The organism is Leisingera sp. NJS201 (assembly GCF_004535885.1).
Taxonomy (GTDB): domain Bacteria; phylum Pseudomonadota; class Alphaproteobacteria; order Rhodobacterales; family Rhodobacteraceae; genus Leisingera.
The window spans coordinates 50297-76464 of record NZ_CP038239.1 but is presented as its reverse complement, the minus strand read 5'-3'; the positions used below and the strand labels follow the sequence as shown (position 1 = coordinate 76464).

At 62.4% G+C, this 26168-nt stretch carries 22 protein-coding genes; 13 read left to right on the top strand and 9 right to left on the bottom strand.

Features of this window, described 5'->3' with window-relative positions:
- Positions 1 to 10: 10 nt before the first annotated feature.
- Positions 11 to 844: an HTH-type transcriptional regulator BhcR gene (gene bhcR / locus ETW23_RS24105; protein WP_134831737.1), complete on the bottom strand. Its 834-nt coding sequence runs from the start codon at positions 842 to 844 to the stop codon at positions 11 to 13.
- Between the two features lie 198 nt (positions 845 to 1042).
- On the opposite strand from bhcR, the gene bhcA reads away from it, so the two are divergent.
- The 4 genes from bhcA (at position 1043) to bhcD (ending at position 5419) form a co-directional block, all read left to right on the top strand.
- A complete protein-coding gene (gene bhcA, locus ETW23_RS24100; protein ID WP_134831736.1) occupies positions 1043 to 2233 on the top strand; it encodes an L-aspartate--glyoxylate aminotransferase BhcA in 1191 nt (396 codons plus the stop codon).
- Positions 2233 to 3201, top strand: a complete 969-nt coding sequence (gene bhcB / locus ETW23_RS24095; protein WP_134831735.1) for a beta-hydroxyaspartate dehydratase BhcB — start codon at positions 2233 to 2235, stop codon at positions 3199 to 3201. Before bhcA ends, bhcB begins: the two co-directional genes overlap by 1 nt.
- A 16-nt stretch (positions 3202 to 3217) precedes the next feature.
- Positions 3218 to 4381 (top strand): 3-hydroxy-D-aspartate aldolase BhcC, encoded by a 1164-nt coding sequence (gene bhcC, locus ETW23_RS24090; RefSeq protein ID WP_134831734.1) that lies wholly within the window; start codon positions 3218 to 3220, stop codon positions 4379 to 4381.
- A gap of 72 nt (positions 4382 to 4453) precedes the next feature.
- Entirely contained in the window at positions 4454 to 5419 is a 966-nt protein-coding gene (gene bhcD / locus ETW23_RS24085; protein WP_134831733.1) for an iminosuccinate reductase BhcD, read from the top strand.
- Between the two features lie 70 nt (positions 5420 to 5489).
- On the opposite strand, the gene ETW23_RS24080 is transcribed toward bhcD, so the two are convergent.
- From ETW23_RS24080 to puuE, 3 genes are all read right to left on the bottom strand, one after another.
- Positions 5490 to 6926 (bottom strand): uracil-xanthine permease family protein, encoded by a 1437-nt coding sequence (locus tag ETW23_RS24080; RefSeq protein ID WP_134831732.1) that lies wholly within the window; start codon positions 6924 to 6926, stop codon positions 5490 to 5492.
- A 69-nt stretch (positions 6927 to 6995) separates the two neighbouring features.
- Positions 6996 to 7487 (bottom strand): ureidoglycolate lyase, encoded by a 492-nt coding sequence (locus tag ETW23_RS24075; RefSeq protein WP_134831731.1) that lies wholly within the window; start codon positions 7485 to 7487, stop codon positions 6996 to 6998.
- The gene (gene puuE, locus ETW23_RS24070) at positions 7484 to 8899 is read right to left on the bottom strand and encodes an allantoinase PuuE (protein ID WP_134831730.1); all 1416 of its coding nucleotides are present in this window, start codon (positions 8897 to 8899) and stop codon (positions 7484 to 7486) included. Before puuE ends, ETW23_RS24075 begins: the two co-directional genes overlap by 4 nt.
- 149 nt (positions 8900 to 9048) lie before the next feature.
- Between puuE and uraH the strand changes: the two genes are divergently transcribed.
- A complete protein-coding gene (gene uraH / locus ETW23_RS24065) occupies positions 9049 to 9405 on the top strand; it encodes a hydroxyisourate hydrolase (RefSeq protein WP_129373215.1) in 357 nt (118 codons plus the stop codon).
- Positions 9406 to 9484: 79 nt separating this feature from the next.
- Here the strand turns inward: uraH and ETW23_RS24060 are convergent, their stop codons facing one another.
- Positions 9485 to 10393: a LysR family transcriptional regulator gene (locus tag ETW23_RS24060; protein ID WP_129373216.1), complete on the bottom strand. Its 909-nt coding sequence runs from the start codon at positions 10391 to 10393 to the stop codon at positions 9485 to 9487.
- Between the two features lie 104 nt (positions 10394 to 10497).
- Here ETW23_RS24060 and ETW23_RS24055 point away from each other — a divergent pair, with 104 nt between their 5' ends.
- Positions 10498 to 11757, top strand: coding sequence for a urate hydroxylase PuuD (locus tag ETW23_RS24055; RefSeq protein ID WP_134831729.1), 1260 nt, complete (start codon positions 10498 to 10500; stop codon positions 11755 to 11757).
- 289 nt (positions 11758 to 12046) lie between these two features.
- Positions 12047 to 12250, top strand: a complete 204-nt coding sequence (locus tag ETW23_RS24050) for a hypothetical protein (protein WP_129373218.1) — start codon at positions 12047 to 12049, stop codon at positions 12248 to 12250.
- Between the two features lie 58 nt (positions 12251 to 12308).
- Here the strand turns inward: ETW23_RS24050 and ETW23_RS24045 are convergent, their stop codons facing one another.
- Positions 12309 to 13226 carry a LysR family transcriptional regulator gene (locus ETW23_RS24045; RefSeq protein WP_134831728.1) on the bottom strand — a complete coding sequence of 306 codons (918 nt, stop codon included), beginning with the start codon at positions 13224 to 13226 and terminating at the stop codon, positions 12309 to 12311.
- A gap of 205 nt (positions 13227 to 13431) precedes the next feature.
- Between ETW23_RS24045 and xdhA the strand changes: the two genes are divergently transcribed.
- The 5 genes from xdhA (at position 13432) to guaD (ending at position 21111) form a co-directional block, all read left to right on the top strand.
- The gene (gene xdhA, locus ETW23_RS24040) at positions 13432 to 14895 is read left to right on the top strand and encodes a xanthine dehydrogenase small subunit (protein ID WP_134831727.1); all 1464 of its coding nucleotides are present in this window, start codon (positions 13432 to 13434) and stop codon (positions 14893 to 14895) included.
- A 12-nt stretch (positions 14896 to 14907) separates the two neighbouring features.
- Entirely contained in the window at positions 14908 to 17226 is a 2319-nt protein-coding gene (gene xdhB, locus ETW23_RS24035; RefSeq protein WP_134831726.1) for a xanthine dehydrogenase molybdopterin binding subunit, read from the top strand.
- A 3-nt stretch (positions 17227 to 17229) separates the two neighbouring features.
- On the top strand, positions 17230 to 18123 hold the full coding sequence (xdhC, locus tag ETW23_RS24030; protein ID WP_134831725.1) for a xanthine dehydrogenase accessory protein XdhC: 894 nt from the start codon (positions 17230 to 17232) through the stop codon (positions 18121 to 18123).
- Positions 18124 to 18154: 31 nt separating this feature from the next.
- On the top strand, positions 18155 to 19750 hold the full coding sequence (locus ETW23_RS24025) for a xanthine/uracil/vitamin C permease (protein WP_134831724.1): 1596 nt from the start codon (positions 18155 to 18157) through the stop codon (positions 19748 to 19750).
- A 62-nt stretch (positions 19751 to 19812) separates the two neighbouring features.
- Entirely contained in the window at positions 19813 to 21111 is a 1299-nt protein-coding gene (guaD, locus tag ETW23_RS24020; protein ID WP_134831723.1) for a guanine deaminase, read from the top strand.
- Positions 21112 to 21189: 78 nt separating this feature from the next.
- On the opposite strand, the gene ETW23_RS24015 is transcribed toward guaD, so the two are convergent.
- Positions 21190 to 22524, bottom strand: a complete 1335-nt coding sequence (locus ETW23_RS24015) for a uroporphyrinogen decarboxylase family protein (protein ID WP_134831722.1) — start codon at positions 22522 to 22524, stop codon at positions 21190 to 21192.
- Positions 22525 to 22646: 122 nt separating this feature from the next.
- On the opposite strand from ETW23_RS24015, the gene ETW23_RS24010 reads away from it, so the two are divergent.
- Positions 22647 to 24137 carry a PLP-dependent aminotransferase family protein gene (locus ETW23_RS24010; RefSeq protein ID WP_129373122.1) on the top strand — a complete coding sequence of 497 codons (1491 nt, stop codon included), beginning with the start codon at positions 22647 to 22649 and terminating at the stop codon, positions 24135 to 24137.
- Here the strand turns inward: ETW23_RS24010 and ETW23_RS24005 are convergent.
- Both ETW23_RS24005 and ETW23_RS24000 read right to left on the bottom strand, forming a co-directional pair.
- A complete protein-coding gene (locus ETW23_RS24005; RefSeq protein ID WP_254695275.1) occupies positions 24134 to 25492 on the bottom strand; it encodes a HAMP domain-containing sensor histidine kinase in 1359 nt (452 codons plus the stop codon). The genes ETW23_RS24010 and ETW23_RS24005 overlap by 4 nt on opposite strands.
- Positions 25482 to 26153 carry a response regulator transcription factor gene (locus ETW23_RS24000; protein ID WP_134831753.1) on the bottom strand — a complete coding sequence of 224 codons (672 nt, stop codon included), beginning with the start codon at positions 26151 to 26153 and terminating at the stop codon, positions 25482 to 25484. Before ETW23_RS24000 ends, ETW23_RS24005 begins: the two co-directional genes overlap by 11 nt.
- Between the last annotated feature and the right edge of the window lie 15 nt (positions 26154 to 26168).

Below are 26168 nucleotides of genomic sequence, written 5' to 3'. Positions count from 1 at the left end.
GCCCGGCTGTTCAGCCGGGCAGGGTTTCCACAGTAGCAGGCGCGCCCAATCCATATGAGAGTTTTTCTGCGGCGTCCTTTACCAGGGCGCCGATGCCGTTGATGCCGCCGTCCGGCATCCGCGCGGTTGGACCGGAGATGGAGATCCCCGCCAGCACTTCACCCTGCATGCCAAAAACCGGCGCCGCAACGCAGCGCATTCCCGGCGCCTTTTCCTCATCATCAAAAGACCAGCCGCGGGTGCGGATATTCGTGAGGTCAGCGCGCAGGGCATCCGCTGAGGCGAGCGTTTTCGCCGTGAACCTCTCCAGCGTCCGGCCGCGCAGAAAGCGGACCAGACGGTCCTCTCCGAAACAGCTGAGCAGCGCCTTGCCGATGCCGGAGGCGTGCATTGGGGAGGTCGTTCCCGGCGGGAAGAAAGCACGGATCGATTCATGCGTTTCCACCTGGCTCACAAACATCACATCGCCATTGCGTTCGATCCCGAGGTTAGAGGTCTCGCCAGTGGCCTCCATCAGCTCCCGCATTACCGGCCGTGCCCGTTCGATCACACTGGAGCGGCGCAGGAAGGCGGAGCCGAGCCGGAACGCCATCGCCCCGATGTGCCAGGTTTGCGACTGCGGCTCCATCTCGACAATCTGGCGCGCCTCCAGGGTTGCCAGCACCCGGTACATGGTGGCCGCCGACTGATCCAGCGTGGAAGAGAGTTCTGTCAGTGTCATGCCGTTGGCGCCGGCCAACGCGTCCAACACATCCAGCGCCCGGTCCAGGGACTGGATCGTGGCTGGCTGGCTGGCGGAATCAAAGCTTTTGGGGCGGCCTTTGCGGCGTGGTGGCTGAGGCATTTTCAGGTCTTCTTGGGCAATTCAAACAGCAGCTTATGGATAAAACTGAAAATAAGTTCTGTACAGTGAAAAAATACAACAAGTTGTTTTTTATCGAATAAACCACTTCATGCATACTTTTGAAATCGTTTTTCAAAAAAGTATCTGCAAGCGCAGCTCTCTCTTACAGTGAAGGAAATCGCCACAGGAGGGCACAAAATGAGCTTTCAAAATCCGGTTTTCATCCCCGGTCCGACCAATATGCCCGAAGTGCTGCGCAAAGCAGTGGACATGCCGACGCTGGACCACCGCTCGCCGCTGTTCGGTCAGATCCTGCATCCGGCACTGGCCGGTGTGAAAAAGGTTCTGAAAAGCGAGACCGCCGAAATCTTTGTCTTTCCGTCGACCGGCACCGGCGGCTGGGAAACCGCGATCACCAACACGCTGAACCCAGGTGACAAGGTTTTGGCGGCGCGCAACGGCATGTTCAGCCACCGCTGGATCGACATGTGCCAGCGTCACGGGCTGAATGTTCAAGTCGTTGAAACCCCTTGGGGCGAGGGCATTCCAGCCGGCCGTTACGAGGAAATCCTGACCGCCGACAAGGGCCACGAAATCAAGGTGGTTCTGGCCACCCATAACGAGACCGCAACCGGCGTTAAATCCGACATCGCCGCCGTCCGCCGGGCACTGGATGCCGCTGGCCACCCGGCGCTGCTGTTTGTGGATGGCGTGTCCTCGATCGCTTCAATGGACTTCCGCATGGATGAATGGGGCGTCGATATTGCCGTCACCGGCTCGCAAAAGGGCTTCATGCTGCCGCCTGGCCTGGCCATTGTCGGCTTCTCTCCCAAAGCGATGAAGGCTGCCGAGACCGCGACCTTGCCGCGTACATTCTTTGATATCAAGGACATGGCTGCCGGTTATGCTAACAGCGCCTATCCCTATACGCCCTCTGTCGGCCTGCTGAACGGTCTGAACATGGCTTGCGGTATGCTGCTGGACGAAGGGCTGGAGAATGTCTTTGCCCGCCACCACCGGATTGCCGAGGGCGTCCGCGCCGCGGTCCGTGCCTGGGGGCTGGAACTGTGCGCCGTGTCGCCGGATGTCTGCTCTGACAGCGTCAGCGCGATCCGCACGCCGGACGGGTTTGATGCCAATAAGTTCGTGAGCCTGGCAGCCGAGAAATACGGCGTCGCCTTTGGCACCGGCCTGGGCGAGGTCGCGGGCAAGGTGTTCCGCATCGGCCACCTGGGCAGCCTGACCGATGTGATGGCGCTGTCGGGCATTGCCACCGCCGAGATGGTCATGGCCGACCTTGGGCTGAACATCCAGCTGGGCTCGGGTGTGGCGGCGGCGCAGGATTACTACCGCGGCAACACCAGCGCCAGCGCCAAGGCTGCCGCGTAATGAAGGATACCGCTATGTATATCCCCACTTACGAGGACATGCTGGCCGCGCATGAGCGTATCCAGCCGCATATACGGCACACGCCGGTGCGCACCTCGGCCTATTTGAATGAACTGACCGGCGCTGATCTATTCTTCAAATGCGAGAACTTTCAGGAGCCGGGCGCCTTCAAGGTGCGCGGCGCCAGCAACGCGGTTTTCGGGCTGGATGAGGCGCAGGCCGCCAAGGGCGTCGCCACGCATTCCTCTGGCAACCATGCCTCCTGTCTGTCCTACGCAGCAATGCTGCGCGGCATCCCCTGCAACGTAGTGATGCCGCGCACAGCGCCGCAGGCCAAGAAGGACACCGTGCGCCGTTATGGCGGCAAGATCACCGAGTGCGAGCCCTCAACCAGCTCGCGCGAGGAGACCTTTGCCAAGGTGCAGGCCGAGACGGGTGGCGATTTTGTGCACCCCTACAATGATCATCGCGTCATTGCGGGGCAGGGCACCTGCGCCAAGGAGTTTGTGGAGCAGACCGATGGTCTGGACATGGTTGTGGCCCCCATCGGCGGCGGCGGCATGATCTCGGGCACCTGCCTCACGCTGTCGACGCTGGCGCCCGAAACCCAGGTGATCGCGGCAGAGCCGGAGCAGGCCGACGACGCCTACCGCAGCTTCAAGGCAGGTTACATCATCGCTGATGATGCGCCCAAGACCATCGCCGACGGGCTGCTGGTGCCGCTCAAGGATCTGACCTGGCATTTCGTCAGCAACCACGTCAGCGAGATTTACACCGCGTCCGACGCGGAAATCATCGAGGCGATGAAGCTGATCTGGAAGCACTTGCGCATAGTGATGGAGCCGTCCAGCGCGGTGCCGCTCGCCGCCATTCTGAAAAACAAGGACGCCTTCGCGGGCAAACGCGTGGGCCTGATCGTCACCGGCGGCAATGTCGACCTCGACAAGCTGCCCTGGATGAACAGCTAAACTGGGGAATAGAAACATGAACGCACAGACCAAATTCGAAGAGCTTGAAGTCGGCTATGACGTCCCGGCGATCCCGGGCATGGACGAGGCTGACATCCAGACCCCGGCGCTGGTCCTCGATCTGGACGCGCTGGAGCGCAACATCAAGAAGATGGGTGATTACGCCAAGGCGCATGGCATGCGCCACCGGGTGCACGGCAAGATGCACAAATCCGTGGATGTGGCCAAGCTGCAAGAACGCCTTGGCGGGGCCGTTGGCGTCTGCTGCCAGAAGGTTTCCGAGGCCGAGGTCTTTGCCCGCGGCGGCATCAAGGACGTTCTGGTGTCGAACCAGGTGCGCGATCAGCAGAAAATCGACCGCCTGGCGCGGCTGCCCAAGCTGGGTGCGCGCACCATTGTCTGCGTCGATGATATCGACAATGTGGCCGACCTGTCGGCAGCAGCGCAGAAGCATGGCACCCGGCTGGAAGTCCTGATTGAGATCGACTGCGGCGCAGGGCGCTGCGGCGTGACCACCACCGAGGCTGTTGTGAACATCGCCAAAGCTGTGAACGCGGCCGAGAGCCTCAAGTTCACAGGCATTCAGGCCTATCAGGGCGCGATGCAGCACATGGACAGCTACGAGGACCGCAAGGCCAAGCTGGACATTGCCATCGCCCAGGTCGCTGATGCGGTTGAGGGTCTGAAAGCCGAAGGCATCGAGTGCGAGTTGGTCTCCGGCGGCGGCACTGGCTCCTACTACTTTGAATCGAACTCGGGCGTGTACAACGAACTGCAGTGCGGCTCCTACGCCTTCATGGACGCGGACTACGGCCGCATCCTGGACAAGGACGGCAACCGGATCGATCAGGGCGAGTGGGAAAATGCCTTCTTCCTGTTCACTCAAGTGATGAGCCACGCCAAGCCCGACAAGGCCATCGTGGACGCGGGCCTCAAGGCGCAGTCGGTGGACAGCGGGCTGCCCTTTATCTTTGGCCGCGACGACGTGGAATACATCAAATGCTCGGACGAGCACGGCGTGGTTTCCGACCCGGACAGCGCGCTGAAGGTGGGCGACAAGCTGCGCCTGGTGCCGGGCCACTGCGACCCGACCGCCAACGTGCATGACTGGTACGTCGGCGTGCGGGGCGGCAAGGTCGAGACCGTCTGGCCGGTCTCGGCCCGTGGCAAAGCCTACTAATCAAATGATCCCCGAACTGGCGGAGGTGCGCATGCCGCCCTCCGCCGGCTTTTTTGTTGAGGAGAAACAGACATGTATATCGTTCCGGAAAAGGCGATTGCGGACTTGGTGACCCGCGAAGCCTCGTTCGACGCGGTCGAGAAGGTCTTTGCCGCCATGGCCGCAGGGGATGCCTACAACTTCCCCGTGGTGCGCGAGGCAATCGGCCACGAGGACGCGCTTTACGGCTTCAAAGGCGGCTTTGACCGCGCGGGCCTTACCCTTGGCCTCAAGGCAGGCGGCTACTGGCCGAACAACCTGGAAAAACGCGGGCTGATCAACCACCAGTCCACCGTTTTCCTGTTTGACCCGGACACCGGCAAGGTCAAGGCAATGGTGGGCGGCAACCTGCTGACGGCACTGCGCACCGCCGCGGCGTCTTCGGTGTCGATCAAGCATCTGGCCCGTCATGACGCCAAGGTGATCGGCATGATCGGCGCAGGCCATCAGGCGAAGTTCCAGCTGCGGGCCGCCTTGGAGCATCGCAGCTTCGAGAAGGTGATCGGCTGGAACCTGCACCCGGAGATGCTGCCGAACCTGCAGGAAGTTGCAGATGAGGCGGGTCTGCCCTTTGAAGCAGTCGAACTGGACGGCATGCGCGAGGCGGATGTGATTATCTCGATCACCTCGTCCTTCGATGCGATCCTGAAGGCGGATCAGGTCAGCCCCGGCACCCATATCGCCTGCATGGGCACCGACACCAAGGGCAAGCAGGAGATAGATCCGCAACTGCTGGTCGCCGCGGACGTGTTCACCGACGAGGTCGCGCAGTCGATCTCTATCGGCGAGGCGCAGCACGCGGTGACGCAGGGTCTGATCCAGGAAGCAGACGTCGCCCAGATCGGCGCAGTGATCAACGGCACCAACCCGGGCCGCACCTCGGACGGCCAGATCACCCTGTTCGACGGCACCGGCGTCGGCTTGCAGGACTTGGCCGTCGCAGCCTCCGTCGTTGAGGTGGCGGTAGAACAGGGCATCGCCATCGAGGTCGATTTCTGAACCGCAGCAAAACCAGCAAAGAAGAAGGGCGCCGTGAGGGCGCCCTTTCTGTTCCGGGGGCGTGACTTTGTCAGGCCCGGTCCTCACGCGGCAGCGATCCGCGGCCATGGCCGCTCATCCCGCCCGAGACTTCCTCAGTTGCTTCACCCGCCAGCTCTTGCGGCAGCACCAGGTTCAGCACGATGGCAATCAGCGCGGCTGGCAGCAGACCGCTGGTCAGCAGGATCCGCGCGGTATCGGGCATATGCTGCAGCGCGCCCGGCTCCAGCTGCAGGCCCAGGCCGATGGATAGGGAAATCGCAAAGATCACCATGTTGCGGCGGTTCCAGTCCACATCCGACAGCATCGAAACGCCAGCCGCAACCACCATACCGAACATCACAATCACGCCGCCGCCCAGCACCTCGATCGGCACCGTGCGGATCACAGCGCCCACCTTGGGCACCAGCCCGCAGACGATCAGGAAGATGGCGCCGCAGGTCACCACATGGCGGCTCATCACTCCGGTCATCGCGATCAGGCCAACGTTCTGGCTAAAGGAGGTGTTGGGGAAGGCGCCGAAGAAGCCCGCCACAGCAGTGCCCACACCATCGGCATAGGTTGCACCTGCGATTTCCTCCTCAGTGGCCTCGCGGCCCGCGCCGCCCTTAGTCACGCCAGAGACATCGCCGACGGTTTCCACCGCAGAAACAAAGCTCATCAGGCAGAAGCCGATGATGGCGGCGGCAGAGAACTCGACCCCGTATTTGAACGGCTGCGGCAGGGCAAAGGCGGCGGCTTGCGACCAGGAGCCTGAGACGGCCTCAAACGTCAGCATTCCGGTCATTAGCGCATAGACATAGCCAACGACCAGCCCCAGCAGCACGGCAGAGACCGACAGCATGCCCTTGGTAAAGAATTTCAGGCCAAGGGTGACAATGATCACCACCAGCGCAGCGGACCAGTTCAACAGCGAGCCGTATTCCGGCGTGCCGATGGCGGGAACGCCGCCCGCCGCGTATTGGATGCCGACCTTGACCAGCGCCAGGCCGATCATCGTCACTACCAGCCCGGTGACCAGCGGCGGCAGGGCAAAGCGGATCTTGCCGATCACCGTGCCGAGCAGGCCGTGAAAGATGCCGCCGACAATGACGCCGGTGAACAGCGCGGCCAGCCCGTCCACACCCTTGCCCGCAACCAGCGGAATCATGATCGGCAAAAAAGCGAAGGAGGTGCCCTGCACAATCGGCAGCGCCGAGCCGATGGGGCCCAGGGTGATAGTCTGCAACAGCGTAGCGATGCCCGCAAACAGCATCGACATCTGAATCAGATACAGCAGCTCCGGGAAATCGGGCGAGTTGGAGCCGAACCCGAAACCGGCGGCGCCGGCCACAATGATCGCAGGTGTCACGTTTGAAACAAACATCGCCAGCACATGCTGGATGCCCAGCGGCACCGCCTTGTGCAAAGGCGGGGTGTAATTCGGGTCGCGCAGCTGTGCCGGCGTGCCAATGGAAGTATCAGCCATGTCTTCTCCTGTTGGTCATGGGGATCTTACCGCTTCTTGTTTTTTTGTTGGCGGCTTCGAGTTGTGCGGTCAGTCTGAGACCACAGTGAAAGGCTCCTTGAACCAGTGTTCTTCAAGATTTGGCGTGGTGCCGATGCGGTCGACCACGATGTACTGGCCAGGTGCGCCCAACGGGGCCAGCACCCCGTGCCAGGTGTTCCGGTACAGGTTGATGGACTGACCCGGCTGGCTGATGAAGGCTTGCAGATTGGCGGGGGTGCCATCTTTGTCATCCGCCACCACAACCAGCATCGGCACACCGTTGACGGGCACAAAGGCCTGGCTGCCCTCCGGGTGGCGTTCCACCATGTCCACTTTGTGCGGCAGGTGGCGGGCCTTGGCGTCAAACAGGCTGATGCCAGCCCGCCCGTCCTCGCCGAAGTCCAGGGTGGCGCGGTCGTGGTGACGGCCGCACATGCCCTGATTGATGAACTTGTCCGCTGCGCCAGTGACTTCGATCACATCGCCATAAGGCATAAAAGCTTCTGTTGTGAGCGGAAGCGCCGTCAGCCAGCGGCTCATGGCAACAGGTCCTGCAGACGAAACTGAGCAATCCGCTCAACCTGGCGGCAGGCCTCGTCGAACTCTGTTTTGCGGTCATTGCCAATACGGCGGTGGAACGCCTCCATGATCGACGCCTTGTTGTGGTCGCGCACCGCAATGATGAAGGGAAAACCATGTTTTTCGACATATTCGGTGTTGAGCCGGGTAAAGCTCTCGCGCTCGTCATCGGTCAGCATATCCAGCCCGGCACTGGATTGTTCCGAGGTGCTCTCGGCGGTCAGCCGCCCGGCAGCAGCCAGCTTGCCCGCCAGATCCGGGTGCGCGGTCAGCACGCCCAGGCGCTCGTCCTCGCTGGCGGTGCGGAATTTGCGGCAGAGCGCGTTGTGAACACCAGCGGCGCAGTCATGCGCAGGGCCAAGCTCCAGATCAAAGGCGCGGTCGGCGATCCAAGGCGAATGCTCGAAGATCGAACCGAACTTGGCGACAAAATCCTCGCGCTCCATCCGGCTCGGGCGCTCGCGCTTTACCGGCGGATGGGTCTCTGCCCAATGCTCGGCAATGTCGATCCGGCGCGGGCACCACACACCCTCGAACTTCTGGATGTAGTCGATAAAGCGCTTGAGACCTGCAATTTTACCCGGACGTCCGATCAAGCGGCAATGCAGGCCGATGGTCATCATCTTCGCAGCACCTGCCTCGCCCTCGGCATAAATAACGTCGAAGGCATCCTTCAGATATTGGAAGAACTGCTCCCCGGTGGTGTACCCCGGCGAATTGGCAAACCGCATGTCGTTGGCTTCAAGCGTATAGGGGATGATCAGCTGATCATGTCCGCCGGTCTCCAGCCAATAAGGCAGATCGTCGTCGTAAGTGTCTGAAATATAATCAAACCCGCCTTCTTCCGCCGCAAGCCGCACGGTGTTGGCGCTGCAACGTCCGGTGTACCAGCCGCGCGGGCGCTCGCCGGTGACCTCTGTATGAAGGCGCACCGCCTCGGCAATCGCGGCGCGTTCTTCATCCTCGGGCATGTCTTTATGCTCGACCCATTTCAACCCGTGGCTGGCAATCTCCCAGTCCGCATCTTTCATCGCCTGCACCTGTTCGGGCGAGCGGGCCAGTGCGGTGGCGACGCCATAGATAGTCAGCGGAATACCGGCGCCGGTGAACAGCCGGTGCAACCGCCAGAACCCCGCGCGGCTGCCGTATTCATAGATCGATTCCATGTTCCAATGGCGCTGGCCGGGCCATTGCGCGGCACCGGGAATGTCGGATAGAAAGGCCTCGGACGCCGCATCCCCATGCAGGATACAATTCTCGCCGCCCTCTTCATAGTTCAGAACAAATTGCACGGCGGCTTTGGCCCCATTGGGCCACTGCGGATCAGGTGCGGCAGCACCGTATCCGCGCAAGTCACGAGGATAGCGCGTCACGTCAGGTCTCCTGTCTTTTTAATATGTATAGAACAGATAATCCCGCCCCGCTTTCAGTATATTTTTGAAAGAACTTTTTGACTCTTCCTTCTGTATGCACGGGGCTGAACAGCGCATATCTAAGTCAACAGAATTGAATGGAGGCTGGCATGACCGGATTTCTGACCACCCATGTGCTGGACACCGCCCGCGGCTGTCCGGCGGAAGGGCTGAAGATCGACCTTTACCGGATCGACGGCAACGAACGCATTCACCTGCGCAGCCTGACCACCAATGACGACGGCCGCACCGATGAACAGATTCTGCCCGCAGGTGAATTTTCCACCGGCACCTATGAGCTGGTGTTCCATGCCGGCGGCTATCTGCGCGCTACCGGCCAGGCCGGCGCTGACCCGCTGTTCCTGGATGAGGTGCCGCTGCGTTTTGGCATGAGCGAGGCAGACAGCCACTATCACGTGCCGCTGCTCTTGTCGCCCTACGGCTATTCCACCTACCGCGGCAGCTGAGCCGCAATCCCCAAAACACCTCTCCTCCCGCTTGGCATCCGCCGGCGGTTCCCGTCCCAGGGAACTGGGGCGGGCTTTTTCATTCCGAGGGCAAGGACGCCTGGATGTGATCCACCATGAAGTCCATGAACAGCCGCACCTTGGGATCCTGGTGGCGGCGGTGGACATACAGGCAAGCCATCTGGATCGGGACAGGCGGCTCCTCTGCCAGCAGCGGCACCAGCCGGCCTGAGGCAAGGTGTTCAGAAATCTCGAACACCGGCTTCAGGATGATCCCATGCCCGTCCAACGCCCAGCTGGTCAGCACATCACCGTGATCCGATTCAAATGGCCCGGTGACAGTTACACGCTTGACCCCATCCTCGCTGCGCAACGGCCATTGGAACTCCGGCGCGCCGGGATAGCGCAGGTTTAAGCAATCATGCGCCTCGGTCTTCAGCTCGTCGCTGCTGGCAGGCTGGCCCCGGCGTCTGATGTATTCCGGTGAGGCGCACAGTACCCTGGCACAATCGGCAATCTTGCGGATACGCAGGTTGGAATCCTCCGGCACGCCGAGGAAAAACGCCGCATCCAGCCCCTCGGCAGCCAGGTCCAGTTTGCGGTCCGACAGCCGCAGCCGGATTGAGATCAGCGGGTAGGCCTCGTTGAACTTCGGCACCGCCGGCGCAATCAGGTGCTGCCCTAGCCCCAAGGGTGCGGCCACATAGAGCGTGCCGCGGGGCGTTTGCGTCACGTTGCTGATATCGGCCTCGGCCTCATCCACCGCCTCCAGGATCTTGACCGCGCCGTGATAGAAAAGGTTGCCCTGTTCGGTCGGATTGAGCAGCCGCGTGGTGCGTTGGAACAGCCGCACATTCAGGTGGTCCTCCAGCTGTGAAATCCGCGACGATGCCACCGCCGCCGAAATCCGCATGTCGCGCGCTGCGGCGGACATATTGCCAAGTTCATAGACACGGACGAAGGTGCGGATGTTGTCGAGATAGGCCATTCATGTATTCTTTGTGTTATTTTGAAACAGCTTGGGTTTTTTACCTAATACATGAAAATAGCGGCATGCTCTAGTCTCGGGTCAAAGCTTATGAGGAGAGAACAATGGAAGAGCTTGTGATCATGTGGGACTGGCTGGGCTTTGCGGTCCGCTGGCTTCACGTCATCACCGCCATTGCCTGGATCGGATCGTCCTTTTACTTCGTCGCGCTGGACCTTGGCTTGCGGAAGGTTCCGCATCTGCCGGTTGGCGCGCATGGCGAGGAGTGGCAGGTTCACGGCGGCGGTTTCTATCACATCCAGAAATACCTAGTGGCGCCGGAAAACATGCCGGAGCATCTGATCTGGTTCAAATGGGAGAGCTACGCCACCTGGCTGTCGGGTGCCGGCCTCTTGATGATCGTCTATTGGGCCGGCGGTGAGCTGTATCTGATCGACGCGGCCAAGGCCGATCTGGCCCTGTGGCAAGGTATCCTGATTTCCGGCGCGTCGCTGACCATCGGATGGATCATCTATGACTTCCTGTGCAAGTCGCCGCTGGGGGAAAAGCCGACCTTCCTGATGGTGCTGCTGTTTGTGCTGCTGGTCGCGATGGGCTGGGGCTACAACCAGATCTTCACCGGTCGCGCCGTTATGCTGCATCTGGGTGCCTTCACGGCTACCATCATGACTGCAAACGTTTTTTTCATCATCATGCCGAACCAGCGCATCGTGGTGAAGGACCTGCAGGAGGGCCGCACGCCGGATGCCAAATACGGCAAGATCGCCAAGCTGCGCTCGACCCACAACAACTACCTGACGCTGCCGGTTGTGTTCCTGATGCTGTCGAACCACTACCCGTTGGCCTTTGCCACCGAGTACAATTGGCTGATCGCGGCGCTGGTGTTCCTGATGGGCGTGACCATCCGCCATTACTTCAACAGCAACCACGCAGGCACCAGCAACCCGACCTGGACCTGGCCGGTGACCGCGATCCTGTTCATCGGCATCATGATCCTGAGCCAGGCGCCGCTGCAGCAGGACACTTACGAAGAGTCTGAGGCGCGGGAGCTGACCAAGGGTGAACAGGTCTTTGCCAGCAACCAGCATTTCGAGGACGTGATGAATGTGGTGCCGGGCCGCTGCGCCATGTGCCATTCGCGCGAGCCCTACTATGACGGCATCCGCCGCGCACCCAAGAACGTGCTGCTGGAAACCCCGGCCGATGTGGCGAAATACGCCAAGGACATCTATCTCCAGGCCGGCGCCACCCACGCGATGCCGCCCGCCAATGTGACCTATATGGAGGACGAGGAGCGCGCCCTGATCCGCCGCTGGTACGGCAGCGCCGCCAAAGATCTGCCGTTTGCACTGGCCGCGAACTGACGCATAACCGTCTGACATTCCCAAAGGCCCCGCCTCCGTGGCGGGGCCTTTTTCGTCCGCCACCACGCCCGCGCCCCCACCGCAGCATGAGCATGGAACCAGACAGCCCCGCCATGTGTTATACTGCTACAGGGTTTGCCCAGCTGCGCCGGATGCCCGGAGTCTTCCGGCTTGTTCAGCCACAGCGCCATTCCCTTTCGGGCACCCTTTTCCGGCGGCAATCGCCGGGAACCGGCCGTTTGGGACCGCGGCAAAACTGCGGGGATTGGACGTTGAAGGAGGAAATGCAATGCTTAAGAAAACCATCGCTATCGGATTTGCACTCTGCACCACCCTCGCCGCCTGCGGCGACACTACCGGCGAGCAGCTGGTCTATGGCGCAGGCGCGGGCGCAGCCGGTGCTGCTGTGCTGGACGGCAATCTGGTGACAGGAGCCGCTGTCGGGGCCGCGGCCAATCTGCTTTACTGCGAGGAAAATCCGCACCGCTGCTAAGGCGAGAACCCTCGTTTTTTTTGAGGCGGGCCAGCGGTGCCCGCCTCTTCTTTTGCCCTTAACTGCCAGTCTCGATCCGCCGGAAGGCTGCCAGCCCGTGTTTCACAGCGTAATCCACGAACAGGCGGATCTTGGGATCCTGCAGTTTCCTGTGCGGGTAAAGGCAGCCGAAGACCGTCGGCTCCGGCGGCGTGTCCGGCAACACTTCCACCAGCGCGCCGCTGCGAAGATGCGCGGCCACATCAAACCGCGGCTTGTTGACGATACCCCGCCCGTCCAGCGCCCAGCCAGTCAGCACATCACTGTCATCGGCGTCATACTTGCCCGACACCTCCAGCTTGCGCAGCCCCTCGGGCGTTTCCAGCGTCCAGTAATACTCGGGTGAGCGCGGGTAGCGCAGCAGCAGGCAATTGTGGCCGCTCAGCAGATCCTCCGGCAGCTGCGGGGTGCCGTGGCGCTCCAGATAGTCCGGCGCGGCGCACAGAACCCGGGCGCAATCGGTGATCTTACGCATCTTCAGGGTGGAATCGTGCGGAGTGCCGATGAAGAACGCCACATCCAGCCCGTCGGCCAGTATATCGACCTTGCGGTCCGACATTCGCATGCGGATTTCGGTGGCCGGATAATCCTCGACAAAGCCTGGCACCAGCGGTGCAATGATGCGGCGGCCAACACCCAGCGGCGCGGTCACCCGGATCACCCCGCGAGGTGCGGCGGAGAATTGCGAGACCACCGCCTCGGCATCCTCAATCGATTCGAGAACCTTCTTGGCTTCGGTGTAAAACAGCTGTCCGGCCTCGGTCGGGGTCAGCGACCTCGTGGTACGGTTGAACAGACGCACGCCAAGGTGCTTTTCCAGCTCCTTTATACGTTTGCTGGCCACGGCAGGAGTCAGCCGCAGATCACGCCCGCCAGAGGTGATGCTGCCCAGTTCGACGACTCGGGTAAAGACCCGCAGCGATTCCAGATAAGACATGTTCTACAGACCTTTACTGGGCGCGTTTGCCGCTTGCCGCTTCACAGCAGCAGGCGGCGGGCACGCCGGTTCCGGCACCTATAGCCTAACCATTTTCAACAAGGTGTTGAAAGCCTTTCGCAATTGCACCCGTTAACCGGGCAGTCAGACAGGGTAAAACAAACCTAAGCGGGCCATGACGGCCCAACAACACTCCGGAGGCCAGATGACACATCAAACCGACATCCGCTTTCTGCTGAACGGCCAGGACATCGCACTTCAGGACGTGAAGGCAACCACCACTCTCTTGGACTTCCTGCGCCTGGAACAGCGCCTGACCGGCACCAAGGAAGGCTGCGCCGAGGGCGACTGCGGCGCCTGCACCGTGCTGGTGGGGCGGCTGCAGAATGGCAGCCTGCGCTATGAGGCGATCAACGCCTGCATCCGTTTCCTGGCGTCGCTCAACGGCTGCCATGTGGTGACGGTGGAGCACCTGTCTGGCCCGAACGGCCGTCTGCACCCGGTGCAGCAGGCCATGGTGGAGTACCACGGCAGCCAGTGCGGTTTCTGCACCCCCGGTTTTGTGATGTCGCTGTATGCGCTGTGGATGGAAAATCCGCAGCCGAACGAGGCCGAGGTGGAAACCGCTGTCCAGGGCAACCTTTGCCGCTGCACCGGGTATGAGCCGATTGTGAAGGCGGCACTTGCGGTGAATCAGTACGGCACCCCGGCCAATGACTATCTGACCACCGAGCGCGACAGCCTGACCGCCAAACTGAAAGCGATCCAGCCCGAGGCCCGCGTCGTGACCGGCCCCGAAGACGACCGCGCGATCCTGCCGCTGGATGCGGCGGATCTGGCAGAGGTGCTGGCCGAGAACCCCAAGGCGACCATCGTGGCAGGCTCCACCGATGTGGGTCTGTGGGTAACCAAGTTCATGAAGCCGATCTCTCCGGTGGTGTTTGTCGCCCACCTGGAGGATCTGAAGGCGGTGAAGCTGACCGATGATGCGCTGACCATCGGTGCCGGCGTCACCTATACCGAGAGCGAAGCGGCGATCCGCGATGCCTTCCCGCACCTTGGCCCCTTTTGGGACCGCATCGCCGGCTGGCAGGTGCGCAACATGGGCACCATTGGCGGCAATATCGCCAACGGCTCGCCCATCGGGGACACGCCGCCGGTGCTGATCTCTTTGGGTGCCGAGGTGACGCTGCAGAAACAGGGCAGCAGCCGCACCCTGCCGCTGGAGGAGTTCTTTATCGACTACGGCAAGCAGGACCGGGAGCCGGGCGACTTTGTGGCCTCGATCCGCATTCCGCAGCCTTCGAACGGACAGATCGACGCCGCCTACAAGATCTCCAAGCGCCGGGACGAGGATATCTCCTCGGTCGCCGCCGGGGTCAGCGTGACCGTGAAGGACGGCACGATCACCACTGCACGCATCGCATTCGGCGGCATGGCGGCAACGCCCAAGCGCGCCGCCGGTGCTGAGGCCGCACTGGTTGGCCAGCCCTGGAGCGAGGCTGCGTTCGACGCGGCAGCGGAGGCGGTGAAGCAGGATTTCACCCCCTTGAGCGACTGGCGTGCCTCTGCAGAGTACCGGACGCTTTCGGCCAGCAACCTGCTGCGCCGCTTCTACCTGGAACATGATGCGGGAACCGCCGGAGCCGTCCGGCTGGCCGTCGCTTGAGGAGGATTTGAGATGAAAGACCATCAGACCATCAGCGGCGCCGTGCATCAGGATCGCCAGCACGACAGCGCGATCAAACACGTCACCGGCCGCGCCGAATACACCGACGATATCGCCGAACCCTATGGCACGCTGCACGCCTATCTGGGTGTGTCCACCGTGGCGCATGCCAACATCAAAGGTATTGAACTGTCTGCCGTGCGCGCCGCACCCGGCGTGGTGGATATTCTGACCGCCGATGATATCCCCGGCGTCAACGACATCAGCCCCACCGGCAAGCATGACGAGCCGGTATTCCCAACGGAGAAGGTCGAATTCCACGGCCAGCCGATGTTTGCGGTGATTGCCGAAACCCGCGACGCCGCGCGCCGTGCGGCTGAGCTGGCACAGGTGGATTACGAGGTGCTGCCGCATGCGCTGGACCCGGTTCAGGCGCAGGAGGCCGGCTATCCGATGATCACCGACCCGCTGAAGCTGGAGCGCGGCGATGTGGAGGCGGGCCGCAAGGGCGCCCCGCACCGCATCCAGGCGCAGATGACCGTTGGCGGCCAGGACCACATGTATCTGGAGGGCCATATCGCCTTTGCCATCCCCGGCGAAGACGAGGACGTGACCGTGCATTGCTCCACCCAGCATCCCAGCGAGGCGCAGCATATGGTGGCGCATGTTCTGGGCGTGGCGAACAACGCGGTGACCGTCAACGTGCGCCGCATGGGCGGCGGCTTTGGCGGCAAGGAAAGCCAGATGAACCTGTTCTGCGCGGTGGCTGCGATTGCCGCCAAGAAACACAACCGCCCCGTCAAGATCCGCCCGGACCGCGATCAGGACATGACCGCCACCGGTAAACGCCATGACTTTGTGATCGACTATGACGTGGCCTTTGACGACGCGGGCCGCATCCAGGCGGTCGAGGGCGGCTTTGCCGCGCGCTGCGGCTATTCCTCGGACCTGTCGGGGCCGGTCACCGACCGCGCGCTGTTCCATGCGGATAACGCCTATTTCTACCCGAATGTGCTGCTGAAAAGCCGACCCATGAAGACCAACACCGTCTCCAACACCGCCTTCCGCGGCTTTGGCGGCCCGCAGGGTGTGGTGGCAGCGGAGCGGATGATCGAAGAAATCGCCTATGCCCTCGGCAAGGACCCGCTGGATGTGCGCAAGGCCAACTTCTATGGCGAGGAAGGCCGCGATCTTACGCCTTACCACCAGAAGGTGGAGGACAATATCCTCGACCGGCTGATCTGGGAGCTGGAGGAAAGCGCCGAATACCGCAAGCGCCGGGAAGAGATCATCGCCTTTAACAAGGAGTCGAAGATCATCAGGAAGGGCATTGCCCTGACGCCGGTGAAATTCGGCATCTCCTTCACCGCGACCTGGTACAATCAGGCGGGTTCGCTGATCCATGTTTACAACGACGGCTCAATCCACCTGAACCACGGCGGCACCGAGATGGGGCAGGGCCTCAACACCAAGGTAGCGCAGGTGGTGGCCGATGCCTTCCAGGTGGATTTCGAGCGCATCAAGATCACCAAGACCACCACCGAGAAGGTGCCGAACACCTCTGCCACCGCGGCCTCGTCAGGCTCGGACCTCAATGGCATGGCGGCGCTGGATGCGGCGGAGCAGATCATTGCCCGGCTGACCAAATTCGCGGCCGAGAAGTATGAAGTCTCCGAGGCGGAGGTCGAATTCCTGCCCAACCGAGTGCGGGTTGGCAGCGAGGAGATCCCCTTTGATACGTTGGTGAAAGAGGCCTATATGGCCCGCGTCCAGCTGTCGGCGGCGGGGTTCTACAAGACACCGGAAATCCACTGGGACCGCGCGGCGGGCAAGGGGCAGCCGTTCTTCTACTACGCATATGGCGCGTCCTGCTCGGAAGTGTCGGTCGATACGCTGACCGGCGAGTACCGGGTGGAGCGCACCGACATCCTGCATGACGTGGGCCGCTCGCTGAACCCGGTGCTGGACAAGGGCCAGGTGGAGGGCGCCTTCATTCAGGGCATGGGCTGGCTGACCACAGAGGAACTGTGGTGGGACGGCGAAGGCCGCCTGCGCACCCATGCGCCCTCGACCTACAAGATCCCGCTGGCGTCTGACCGGCCGCGCATTTTCAACACCCAGCTGGCCCAATGGTCGGTGAACAAGAAGCGTACCATCAAGCGGTCCAAGGCCGTGGGCGAGCCGCCGTTCATGCTGGGCATCTCGGTGTTCGAAGCGCTGTCGATGGCTGTCGCCAGCACCGCGGATTACAAGGTCTGCCCGCGTCTGGATGCGCCGGCCACGCCGGAGCGTGTGCTGATGGCGATTGAAACCCTCAAAGGGCAGGGCTGAGCCATGGCCCGCCGCCTTTCCCTCCAGGACTTTCTGGCCAGCCGCAAACATGTGGTGCAGGTCGCGCTGACCCGCGTCCGCGGGTCTTCCCCGCGCGAAGCCGGCACCTGCATGTTTGTGGCGGCAGAGAACCTCTGGGGGACCATTGGCGGCGGCCAGCTGGAATACATCGCCATCGACCACGCCCGGCGGATGCTGAAGCAGGGTGTGATCAGCGACACGCTGGACGTGCCATTGGGGCCGGAAATCGGCCAATGCTGCGGCGGCCGGGTGGAGATGTCGCTGGCGCAGATGCGCCAGGCAGACCGCGACGATGCCATTGCCCGGCAGCAGGCCGAGGACCAGGCGCTGCCGCATGTCTATGTGATGGGTGCCGGCCACGTGGGCCGGGCGCTGGCGGATCTGTTCCAGCATATGCCGGTGCGCTGCATCCTTATTGACCAGCGCGCCGAAGAGCTGGCCCTGGCACAAGCGGATGTGGAAATCCGCCAAAGCGCTATCCCTGAGATCGACATTGCCACCGCCCCGGCGGGCAGCGCCTTTGTCGTTCTCACCCATGATCACGCGCTCGACTTCCTGCTTGCCTCCGCTGCCCTGCAGCGCGGCGATGCTGGATACGTGGGCCTGATCGGATCGGCCACCAAGCGGGAGAAATTCCGCCGCTGGTGCCGGGACCATTGCGACGGTCAGCGAACCGACCGTCTCATCTGCCCCATCGGGGCAAGCGGCAGCCGCGACAAGCGGCCCAGCGTCATCGCGGCCTTCGTGGCTGCGGAAGTTATCGCTGAATTGACCTCTGAAACTGCCGCGTCCGCTCCAGCACGGAGCATTGATTTGCCTCAAACGGGCAAGCAACCGGACGCAGAGGGAGACACGGCTGGAGCAAACAGCCGTTAAGGACTGCGTCCTCTGATAGGAGGAGGCCGCCATGACCACAGGGCGGAGCTACACATACAAACTGTTCGCGCGGAATGACTTCAGTGCATTCTGGGCGCTGTTCACCGACAACTTGATCAACCTGATTGTGCTTTCGGGCATCTGTCAGTTTGTCTTCAACATGCCTGCGGACATCGTGTTCGGCCGCATCGTTCCCGGCGCCGCAGTGGCGATCCTGGCTGGCATCGCGGTCTACACCTGGCTGGCCAAGCACACCGCTGAGAAAGAGGGCCGCGACGTGACCGCGCTGCCCTATGGCATCTCGACGCCGGTGATGTTTGTCTATCTGTTCGGGGTGATCGGGCCGATCTACTGGTCCACCAATGACGCCATGCTGGCCTGGCAGGTGGGTATCGGCGCGGGCTTCATGGGCGGTATCGTAGCCGGCCTTGGCGCCATCGTCGGCCCCTGGCTCAAGCGGGTGACCCCGCGCGCCGGTATGCTCGGCACCCTCTGCGGCATTGCGCTGGTGTTCATCGGCACCGTGCCGCTGGCAACGATATTCGAGGATCCGTTCATCGGCTTTGCCTCGATGATCATCATCCTGTGGGGCCTGGTCGGCCGTCACCGGCTGCCGTTCAACATCCCCGCCGGTCTGCTGGCACTGATCGTCGGCACTGTTGTGGCGCTGGGAATGGGCAAGGCTTCGGTCTCGTTCGAGGGTGTTGGCGTCTACCTGCCGATCCCCTATTTCGGTGACCTGATCGCCGGTATCCAGCATCTGTTTGCCAACCCGGAGCTGTTCCTGGTGCTGGTGCCGGTGCAAATCTACAACTTTATCGAGACCATGAACAACGTCGAAAGCGCCGAGGCTGCGGGTGACCATTACCCGGTCGGCCTGTGCCAGGTGACCGACGGTGTCGGCACCATGATCGGTGCGGTCTTCGGCTCGCCGTTCCCGACCACCGCCTATATCGGCCACCCTGCGTATAAGCGGATGGGCGCGCGCTCGGGCTATATCATCGGCGTTGGCCTGGTGATCCCCTTTGCCGCCTTCTTTGGCCTCCTGGCGTTCCTCAACAACCTGATCCCCGTGGCCGCTGCCGCACCGGTGCTGGTGTTTGTGGCCCTCAGCCTGGTCACTAACACTGCGCATTCGGTGAAGACCGACCACATCGCCGCGGTGACCATCGCGATGATGCCGCATGTCTCGGCCTTCCTGGTGATCAAATGGGGTGCATTGGCCGGCGCATTGGGCGCATTGGGTGCCACCGGCATGGCCCAGCTGGGTGACGCCGAGCTGACCGCAGCGCTGCTGCAGCAGGGCGCGCATTACGAAGGCCATCTGGCGCTGAGCCAGGGTGCCATTCTGACCGGCCTGATCTGGGGCGCCATCGTGGCCAGCGTGATCGACGGCGATTTCCGCAATGCGGGCGGCTTTGCTCTGGCGGCGGCGGTGATGTCGCTGGTCGGTGTGATCCACTCTGCCAGCCTGCACTGGCCGGAATTCAGCGGCGTGGCAATGGGCTACCTGATCGCGGCTGCCTTCCTGTTCATCTATCCGATCTTCCACAAGGCGGATGAGACAGAGAAAGCCGAAAACGGCAGCATGGACTCCAAAGCACCGCACTTGCCAGCAGGCGAGTAATCCCAAATGAAAAGGGGCAGGGGGCATAGGTCCCCTGCCTGCCAACCAAGGACATCAAAGAAATGACATCGAAACAGACGCTGCTGCGCGGGCGGGTGCTGACCTTCACCGCCGAGCCGCAAGGCGCTGACGACACCAGCGCCTATGAGTTCATCGAGGACGGCGCGCTCTTGGTGGCGGACGGTATGATCCTGGCCAAGGGCAGCTATGGCGATCTGGCCGCGCAGGCGGCGGGCGCCGAGGTGATCGACCACCGCCCGAACATCCTGATGGCCGGCTTCATCGACACCCATCTTCATTTCCCGCAGGTGCAGGTGATCGCCTCCTGGGGCTCGCAGCTGCTGGAATGGCTGAACAACTACACCTTCCCTGAGGAGGTCCGTTTTGCCGATGCCGGCCACAGCGCTGAGATGGCGGGGCATTTCTTTGACCTGCTGACCAGCCACGGCACCACCACCGCCGTTGCCTATTGCTCAGTCCACAAAACCTCCGCCGAGGCGTATTTCTCCGAGGCCGCACGCCGCAACATGCGGATGATCGGCGGCAAGGTGATGATGGACCGCAACGCGCCCGAGGGCCTGCTGGACACGCCCGTCAGCGGTTACGACGACACCAAGGAACTGATCGCGAAATACCACGGCAAGGGCCGCGGCATGTATGCGGTCACGCCGCGCTTTGCCATCACCTCCACCCCCGGCCAGATGGAAATGGCCGGCGCGCTGGTGAAGGAGCACCCGGAGTGCTACGTGCAGACACATCTGTCGGAAAACCACGACGAGATTGCATTTACCGCCGAGCTGTACCCGCAGGCCCGGGATTATCTGGATGTCTACCAGTCCTACGGTCTGCTGACAGAGAAGATGCTGCTGGGCCACTCGATCCACCTGCAACCGCGCGAGATCGATGCGCTGGCGGAGACCGGCGCCAAGCCGGTGTTCTGCCCGACTTCAAACCTGTTCCTGGGCAGCGGGTTGTTTGACGATGCAGGCCTGCGCGGCCGCGGCATCACCAATGCGATTGCCACCGACATCGGCGCCGGCACCAGCTATTCGATGCTGCAGACCCTGAACGAGGGCTACAAGGTTCTGCAATTGCAGAACCAGAAACTGCACCCCTTGCGTGCCTTCCACTGGATCACCCGCGGCAACGCGGTGACGCTGGGGCTGGCGGACAAAATCGGCACGCTGGAGGCCGGCACCGAGGCCGACATCGTGGTGCTGGATTCCCGCGCCACTCCGGCGATGGATCTGCGGATGCAGCGGGCCGAGACCCTGTCCGAGGAGCTGTTCATCCTCCAGACCCTGGGCGACGACCGCTCCATCGCCCAGACTTATGCGGCTGGCAAGCCGATGAAGGTCTGAAGCTCCATTGAAAAAAGACCGGCCCTTGGGCCGGTCCATAGCTGCCGGACAAAAACGTCCCGGCAGGGAGTGAAACCTTCAGGAACGGCGCAGGAACGGCTCCGCGCCATAAACTTCCTCAAGAATAACCTCGACTAGATCGAACTCTGTGTGCAGGTTGACGTCCTCGAAATAGATGTGGCTTGGCCAGGCCTGGCTGACGTGGTTGTCCTTGGGCAGGTCCACATGGGCGCAGACATTGCGGATTGCCGCCACATGCGAACGGGCCATCCCGCGGGTTTCGGCCTTGGTGGCGTCCAGATCCTCGATGCTGTTGCGGTCGATCTCGGGTGAGCCGATGCCCGAGGTTAGCGGCATGTTGCGGGCGATCGCCTGCTGTTCATAGAAAGAGATGTCAACCTTGTCCGCAGCCAGCCGCATTATGAAGACCGGGTTAACGCTCACCTTTGCATCTGTCAGTTCCAACAGGGCCGGGTTTTCCAAAGGCGCCGGTTCGGGTGTGGCAGCGATGCTTGCCTCGGTGCCGCCGCGGCGGCGGGCGCGGCGGTCTTTCTTCCTGGCCAGCGTCACGTGGTCGCCGCGGTAGTTATTGTCGAACACCCGGTCCGCATAGGGCTTGTCCCGCAGCATGTGCCGGATCGCGCGGATCGACATGTTTTTGCAGTTCTCAGGACCGATAAAGAAGGGCGACCCCGAAGCATCGGACAACTCGATCCAGCCGTTCGGGAAGGTGGCGATATGGTGGTCCATCCACGGCCCCAGCACCACGTCGCCCAGGTGGTCCAGCAGTGCGTTCACCTCATCCGGATCATTCACAACATCGCCCAAAAGCGGCTCTTGCCCATAGATATCGGCGGCTAGGCTGTAGGGCGCGGTGATCTGCAACAGCGGCGGCAGGCCGGTCAGCTCCTCATGCACCCGCAGGATTTTGGTGATCGCCAGCGGCACGCCGGTGGTGAATTCCGGAGTCTTCAAGTCGCGCCAGTTGTCCTTTTTGATCAGCATGTTATCGGGGTCGGCGCCAGGCGGGTATTTGTCCGGGTACATCATGGTCTGGCCCAGCGGCTCGCAGGACCACGCATACAGCGCCCAGGTAATATAGAACTTGTTCACGCCCAACAGCCGGCTGACCGCAAGGTTGGCGCGGACATAGCGGTAGGGATCCTCGTGGTAATACTCGCGGGTCTCGATCCCATAAAGATCATTCAGCACCGCCAGCGCCAGCATGTGCACCGAGGCGACGCTGTTGACCCGGTTCGGGTCGGCCTTTTGCCCGAAATTGGCATCGAAACCGCCAGCGATAGCGGCGTCGAACACCCGCTTCATTTCTGCTTTGGCTTCAGCATCGCCCGCCTGCCAGGCCCGCAGCAGGTCCAGCCCCTTGGGGAATGCGTAATCTTCGATTCTGGTCATGGATCGGCCTCAAACCTTCGTGAACCCGTGGCGCGTTTTGCACCAGTTTGGATTGAGACTACTAAATAGTGGGCACATCAAATATACCCGTTATAGACCCAACTATAGGCCCACTTGGACCAATGCCAAAATCCCCGGGCGGCGCCTTGCTGCAAGGTTTCACAATCGAACGCGACTCCCCGGTGCCGATCTACCGGCAGCTGGATGCCTCCTTGCGGCGGCTGATCCTGGACGGTTCGCTTGCGCCGGGGCAAAAGCTGCCCTCCACCCGCGAGCTGGCACAGGAGCTGGGGATTTCACGGATCACGGTCAAGAACGTCTATGAACAGATCATTGCCGAAGGCTATGCCCAAGCGAAAACCGGAGCCGGCACTTTTGTTGCCGAGGGGCTGGATACAGAGGCTTTTCCGCAGGTCCGCGCACCGCGACACAGAGAAAAACCGGCTGATTTCGAGATTTCGGACCACGCGCGAACCATCACCGCGTCAAAGTCCCTTGCCCGCTACGGCGAGACGGCTCCTTTTCGCCCCGGCGTGCCTGCGCTGGACCAGTTTCCGGCAAAGCTCTGGCAGAAATACATGGCCGGGGCGATGGAACGGAACGCGCGGCGCAGCCTGAGTTACGGGCAGGTGAATGGCAATGCAGCCCTGCGCGAGGCGATTGCCCGCCATCTGGGTGATGCCCGCGGCATGAAGGTTGATGCGGAGCGGGTCATCATTACATCCGGCGCGCAGCAAGCCTTTGTTCTGATTGCTTTTGTATTACTCAATCAGGGGGATACGGTCTGGTACGAAAACCCCGGCCATATCGCAGGGCGGGACGTGATGCAGATCATGGGGGCCCAGGTGGCACCGGTGCCGGTGGACGGCGAGGGGCTGGATCTGGACCATGCTGTCCACCGGTATCCGAAGCCCGCGCTGATTTTCACCACACCGTCGCATCAGCAGCCATTGGGCACCACGATGAGCCTGGGGCGGCGGCTGGCACTGCTGAATTACGCACAGGAGAACAACGCCTGGATCATCGAGGACGATTACGACAGCGAGTTCCGCTACCGTGGCCGGCCGCTGCCCGCGCTCAGCGCCTTGGACAGCGCGCGGCGGGTGTTTTACGTGGGCACCTTCTCGAAATCGATGTTTGCGGCAATGCGGCTGGGCTATGTGGTGGTGCCGCCCGAGTTTGCCGGAACCTTTGCCACGGCGCGCAACCTTTTGGGGCAGAACTCCTCTGCCATGGTGGAGGAGGCGATGGCGTGTTTTATGGCGGACGGACGGTTCACCGAGCATATCCGCAAGATGCGCAAGCTATACCGGGTCCGCCGGGATGTGCTGTTTGAGGCCCTCAGCCGTGATTGCGCGGCTTGGCTGGAGCCGCAACGCACAGATGCCGGGATGCATATGGTGGCCTGGCTGAAACACGGGATTGATGACGAGACGGCCCACCGCGCGCTGCTGGCGGCGGGCATCGACTCGCTGCCAATCTCGGTCTATTGCATCGAGCCGATTGGGCGCGCGGCGCTGGTGCTTGGCTTTTCCGGCGCGGACGAACGGATCATTCCGCGGCTGGTCAAACGGCTGGCAGAGGTGCTGAAGGAGCTCAGGTCAGCGCGCTAACCGCTGAAGGCCACCTCAACTTGCAATCCGGGATTTGCATCGGACAGGGTCAGCCTGGCGCCATGCAGCTCGGCAATTGCCGCCACCAGGCTGAGGCCGAGACCGCTGCCCTGGGTGGTGCGGCTTTGTTCCAAACGGTAAAGGCGGCGCAGCACATTCTGGTGCTCGGCTTCGGGAATGCCGGGGCCGTGGTCGCGCAGGGACAGGATCGTCTCCCTGTTGTGCTGCAGCGACAGGCTGATGCCGGAACCTTCCGGCGTGTGGCGCAGGGCGTTTTCGATCAGATTGGCCAGCATCTGGCCGATCAGCGCCCGGTCGCCGCTGACCAGGACCGGCGCCTGCGGCAGGCTGAGCGTGAACCTCCGGTTCTGCTCTTCTGCGGCCGGTTCATAGATTTCGGCAAAGGTCGTTGCGATTTCGCAGAGGTCCACCGGTTCGAACCGCGATCTTGGCGTGCCGCCCTCCAGCTGGGCAATCTGCAGCAGCGCCTGAAAAGTACGGGTGATGCCGTGGGTCTCCGCAAGCGCCTGATCCGCCAGCGATTGCGCATCTGACGGCAGGTCCGGTATTTCCTGCAAGCGGGCAAGCTGCACCGCCACCCGCTGAATCGGCGTTTTCAGGTCATGGGCAATATCGGCAGAGACCTGCCGCAGCGCCTCGGTTGATTGCTGCTGTGCCCGGGCCATGCGGTTCACGCTCTGGCCGATACGGGTAATGTCGCTCCGGCGCGCCGCTTCCGGTACCCGAGCGCCAAGATCGCCGGAGGTCAGCGCCGACAGGGTGTGCTCAATCCCCGCCAGCGACCGGGCCGAGCGCCGCGCCAGCAGCACGCCGCCCAGGACTGCGATGGCAATGGCCGGCAGCAGACTGAAAAACAGCACCCGCAGATAGGTCTGCCGCAGGTCGTCCAGAGGCTTGGCAGTCTGCGCGACGGTCAGCAGCCCGCCGTGGATGTATTCGCTAAGCGAGATGAAGCGGCCGGTGATCTCAACCGGGGCCGGCCCCAGTGCCACGACCCGGAACCCTTCCTGCTGCTGCATGATCGCCGCATTGCCGGCCACGATCCGCCCGCCCGGGCGGCGGTAGCTGAGCAGACGCCGTTGCGGATCGGTCTCGGCGGTCTCGGCATTGACCAATGCGGCCAGTGCAGCGGCGGAAGGCGTGGCCCGGAAACCCGCCATATCCTGTGTCAGGCTTTCCTCGATCGCCTGCCGCTGGGCGCCATGGGCGACATAATAGGTAATGCCGAGACTGAGCGCACTGGCCGCCACAAACAGCAGCGACAGCCACAACGACTGCCGCATCGGCGAGGAGCGCAGCAAAGCCCGCGTGCGGATCCGCCGGTCACCCGGCAATCCGGTACCCCGCACCGCGCACGGTTTCGATCAGATCGCTGGCAAAGGGCTTGTCCATCTTGGCGCGCAAACGGGAGATATGGGTCTCCACCACATTGGTCTGCGGGTCGAAACTGATGTCCCAGACCGCCTCCAGCAGCATGGTGCGGGTCTGCACCCGGCCCTTGCGGCGCATCAAATGCTCCAGCAGGCGGAATTCGCGCGGCAGCAGGTCAATCGCCTGACCTTCGCGGGTCACCGTGCGGCGGACCAGATCCATCTCCAGATCACCGGCCCGGAGCACCGTCTCCTGTGTCTGCAGCCCCGGGCGGCGGGCGAGGGCAGCAACACGGGCGGACAGCTCGCCAAAGGCGAAGGGTTTAACCAGGTAATCATCCGCCCCAGCCTCCAGCCCGTCGATCCGGTCGTTCACGCCGCTGAGCGCGGTCAGCATGATGGCAGGCGTGCGCAGCCCGGCCCCGCGCAGGGTCTTGATCAGGCTCAGCCCGTCCAGGCCGGGCAGCATCCGGTCGATGATCAGCACGTCGTAATCAGCCGCGTTGGCCTGCAGCATCCCCTCGCGTCCATCAGTGACAAGGTCAACACTATGCCCCTCCTCGCGCAATCCCGTGGCCACATAAGGCCCCGTTGTCGTGTCGTCTTCCATCACCAGGATCTTCAAGGCTTCCCCCGCTTT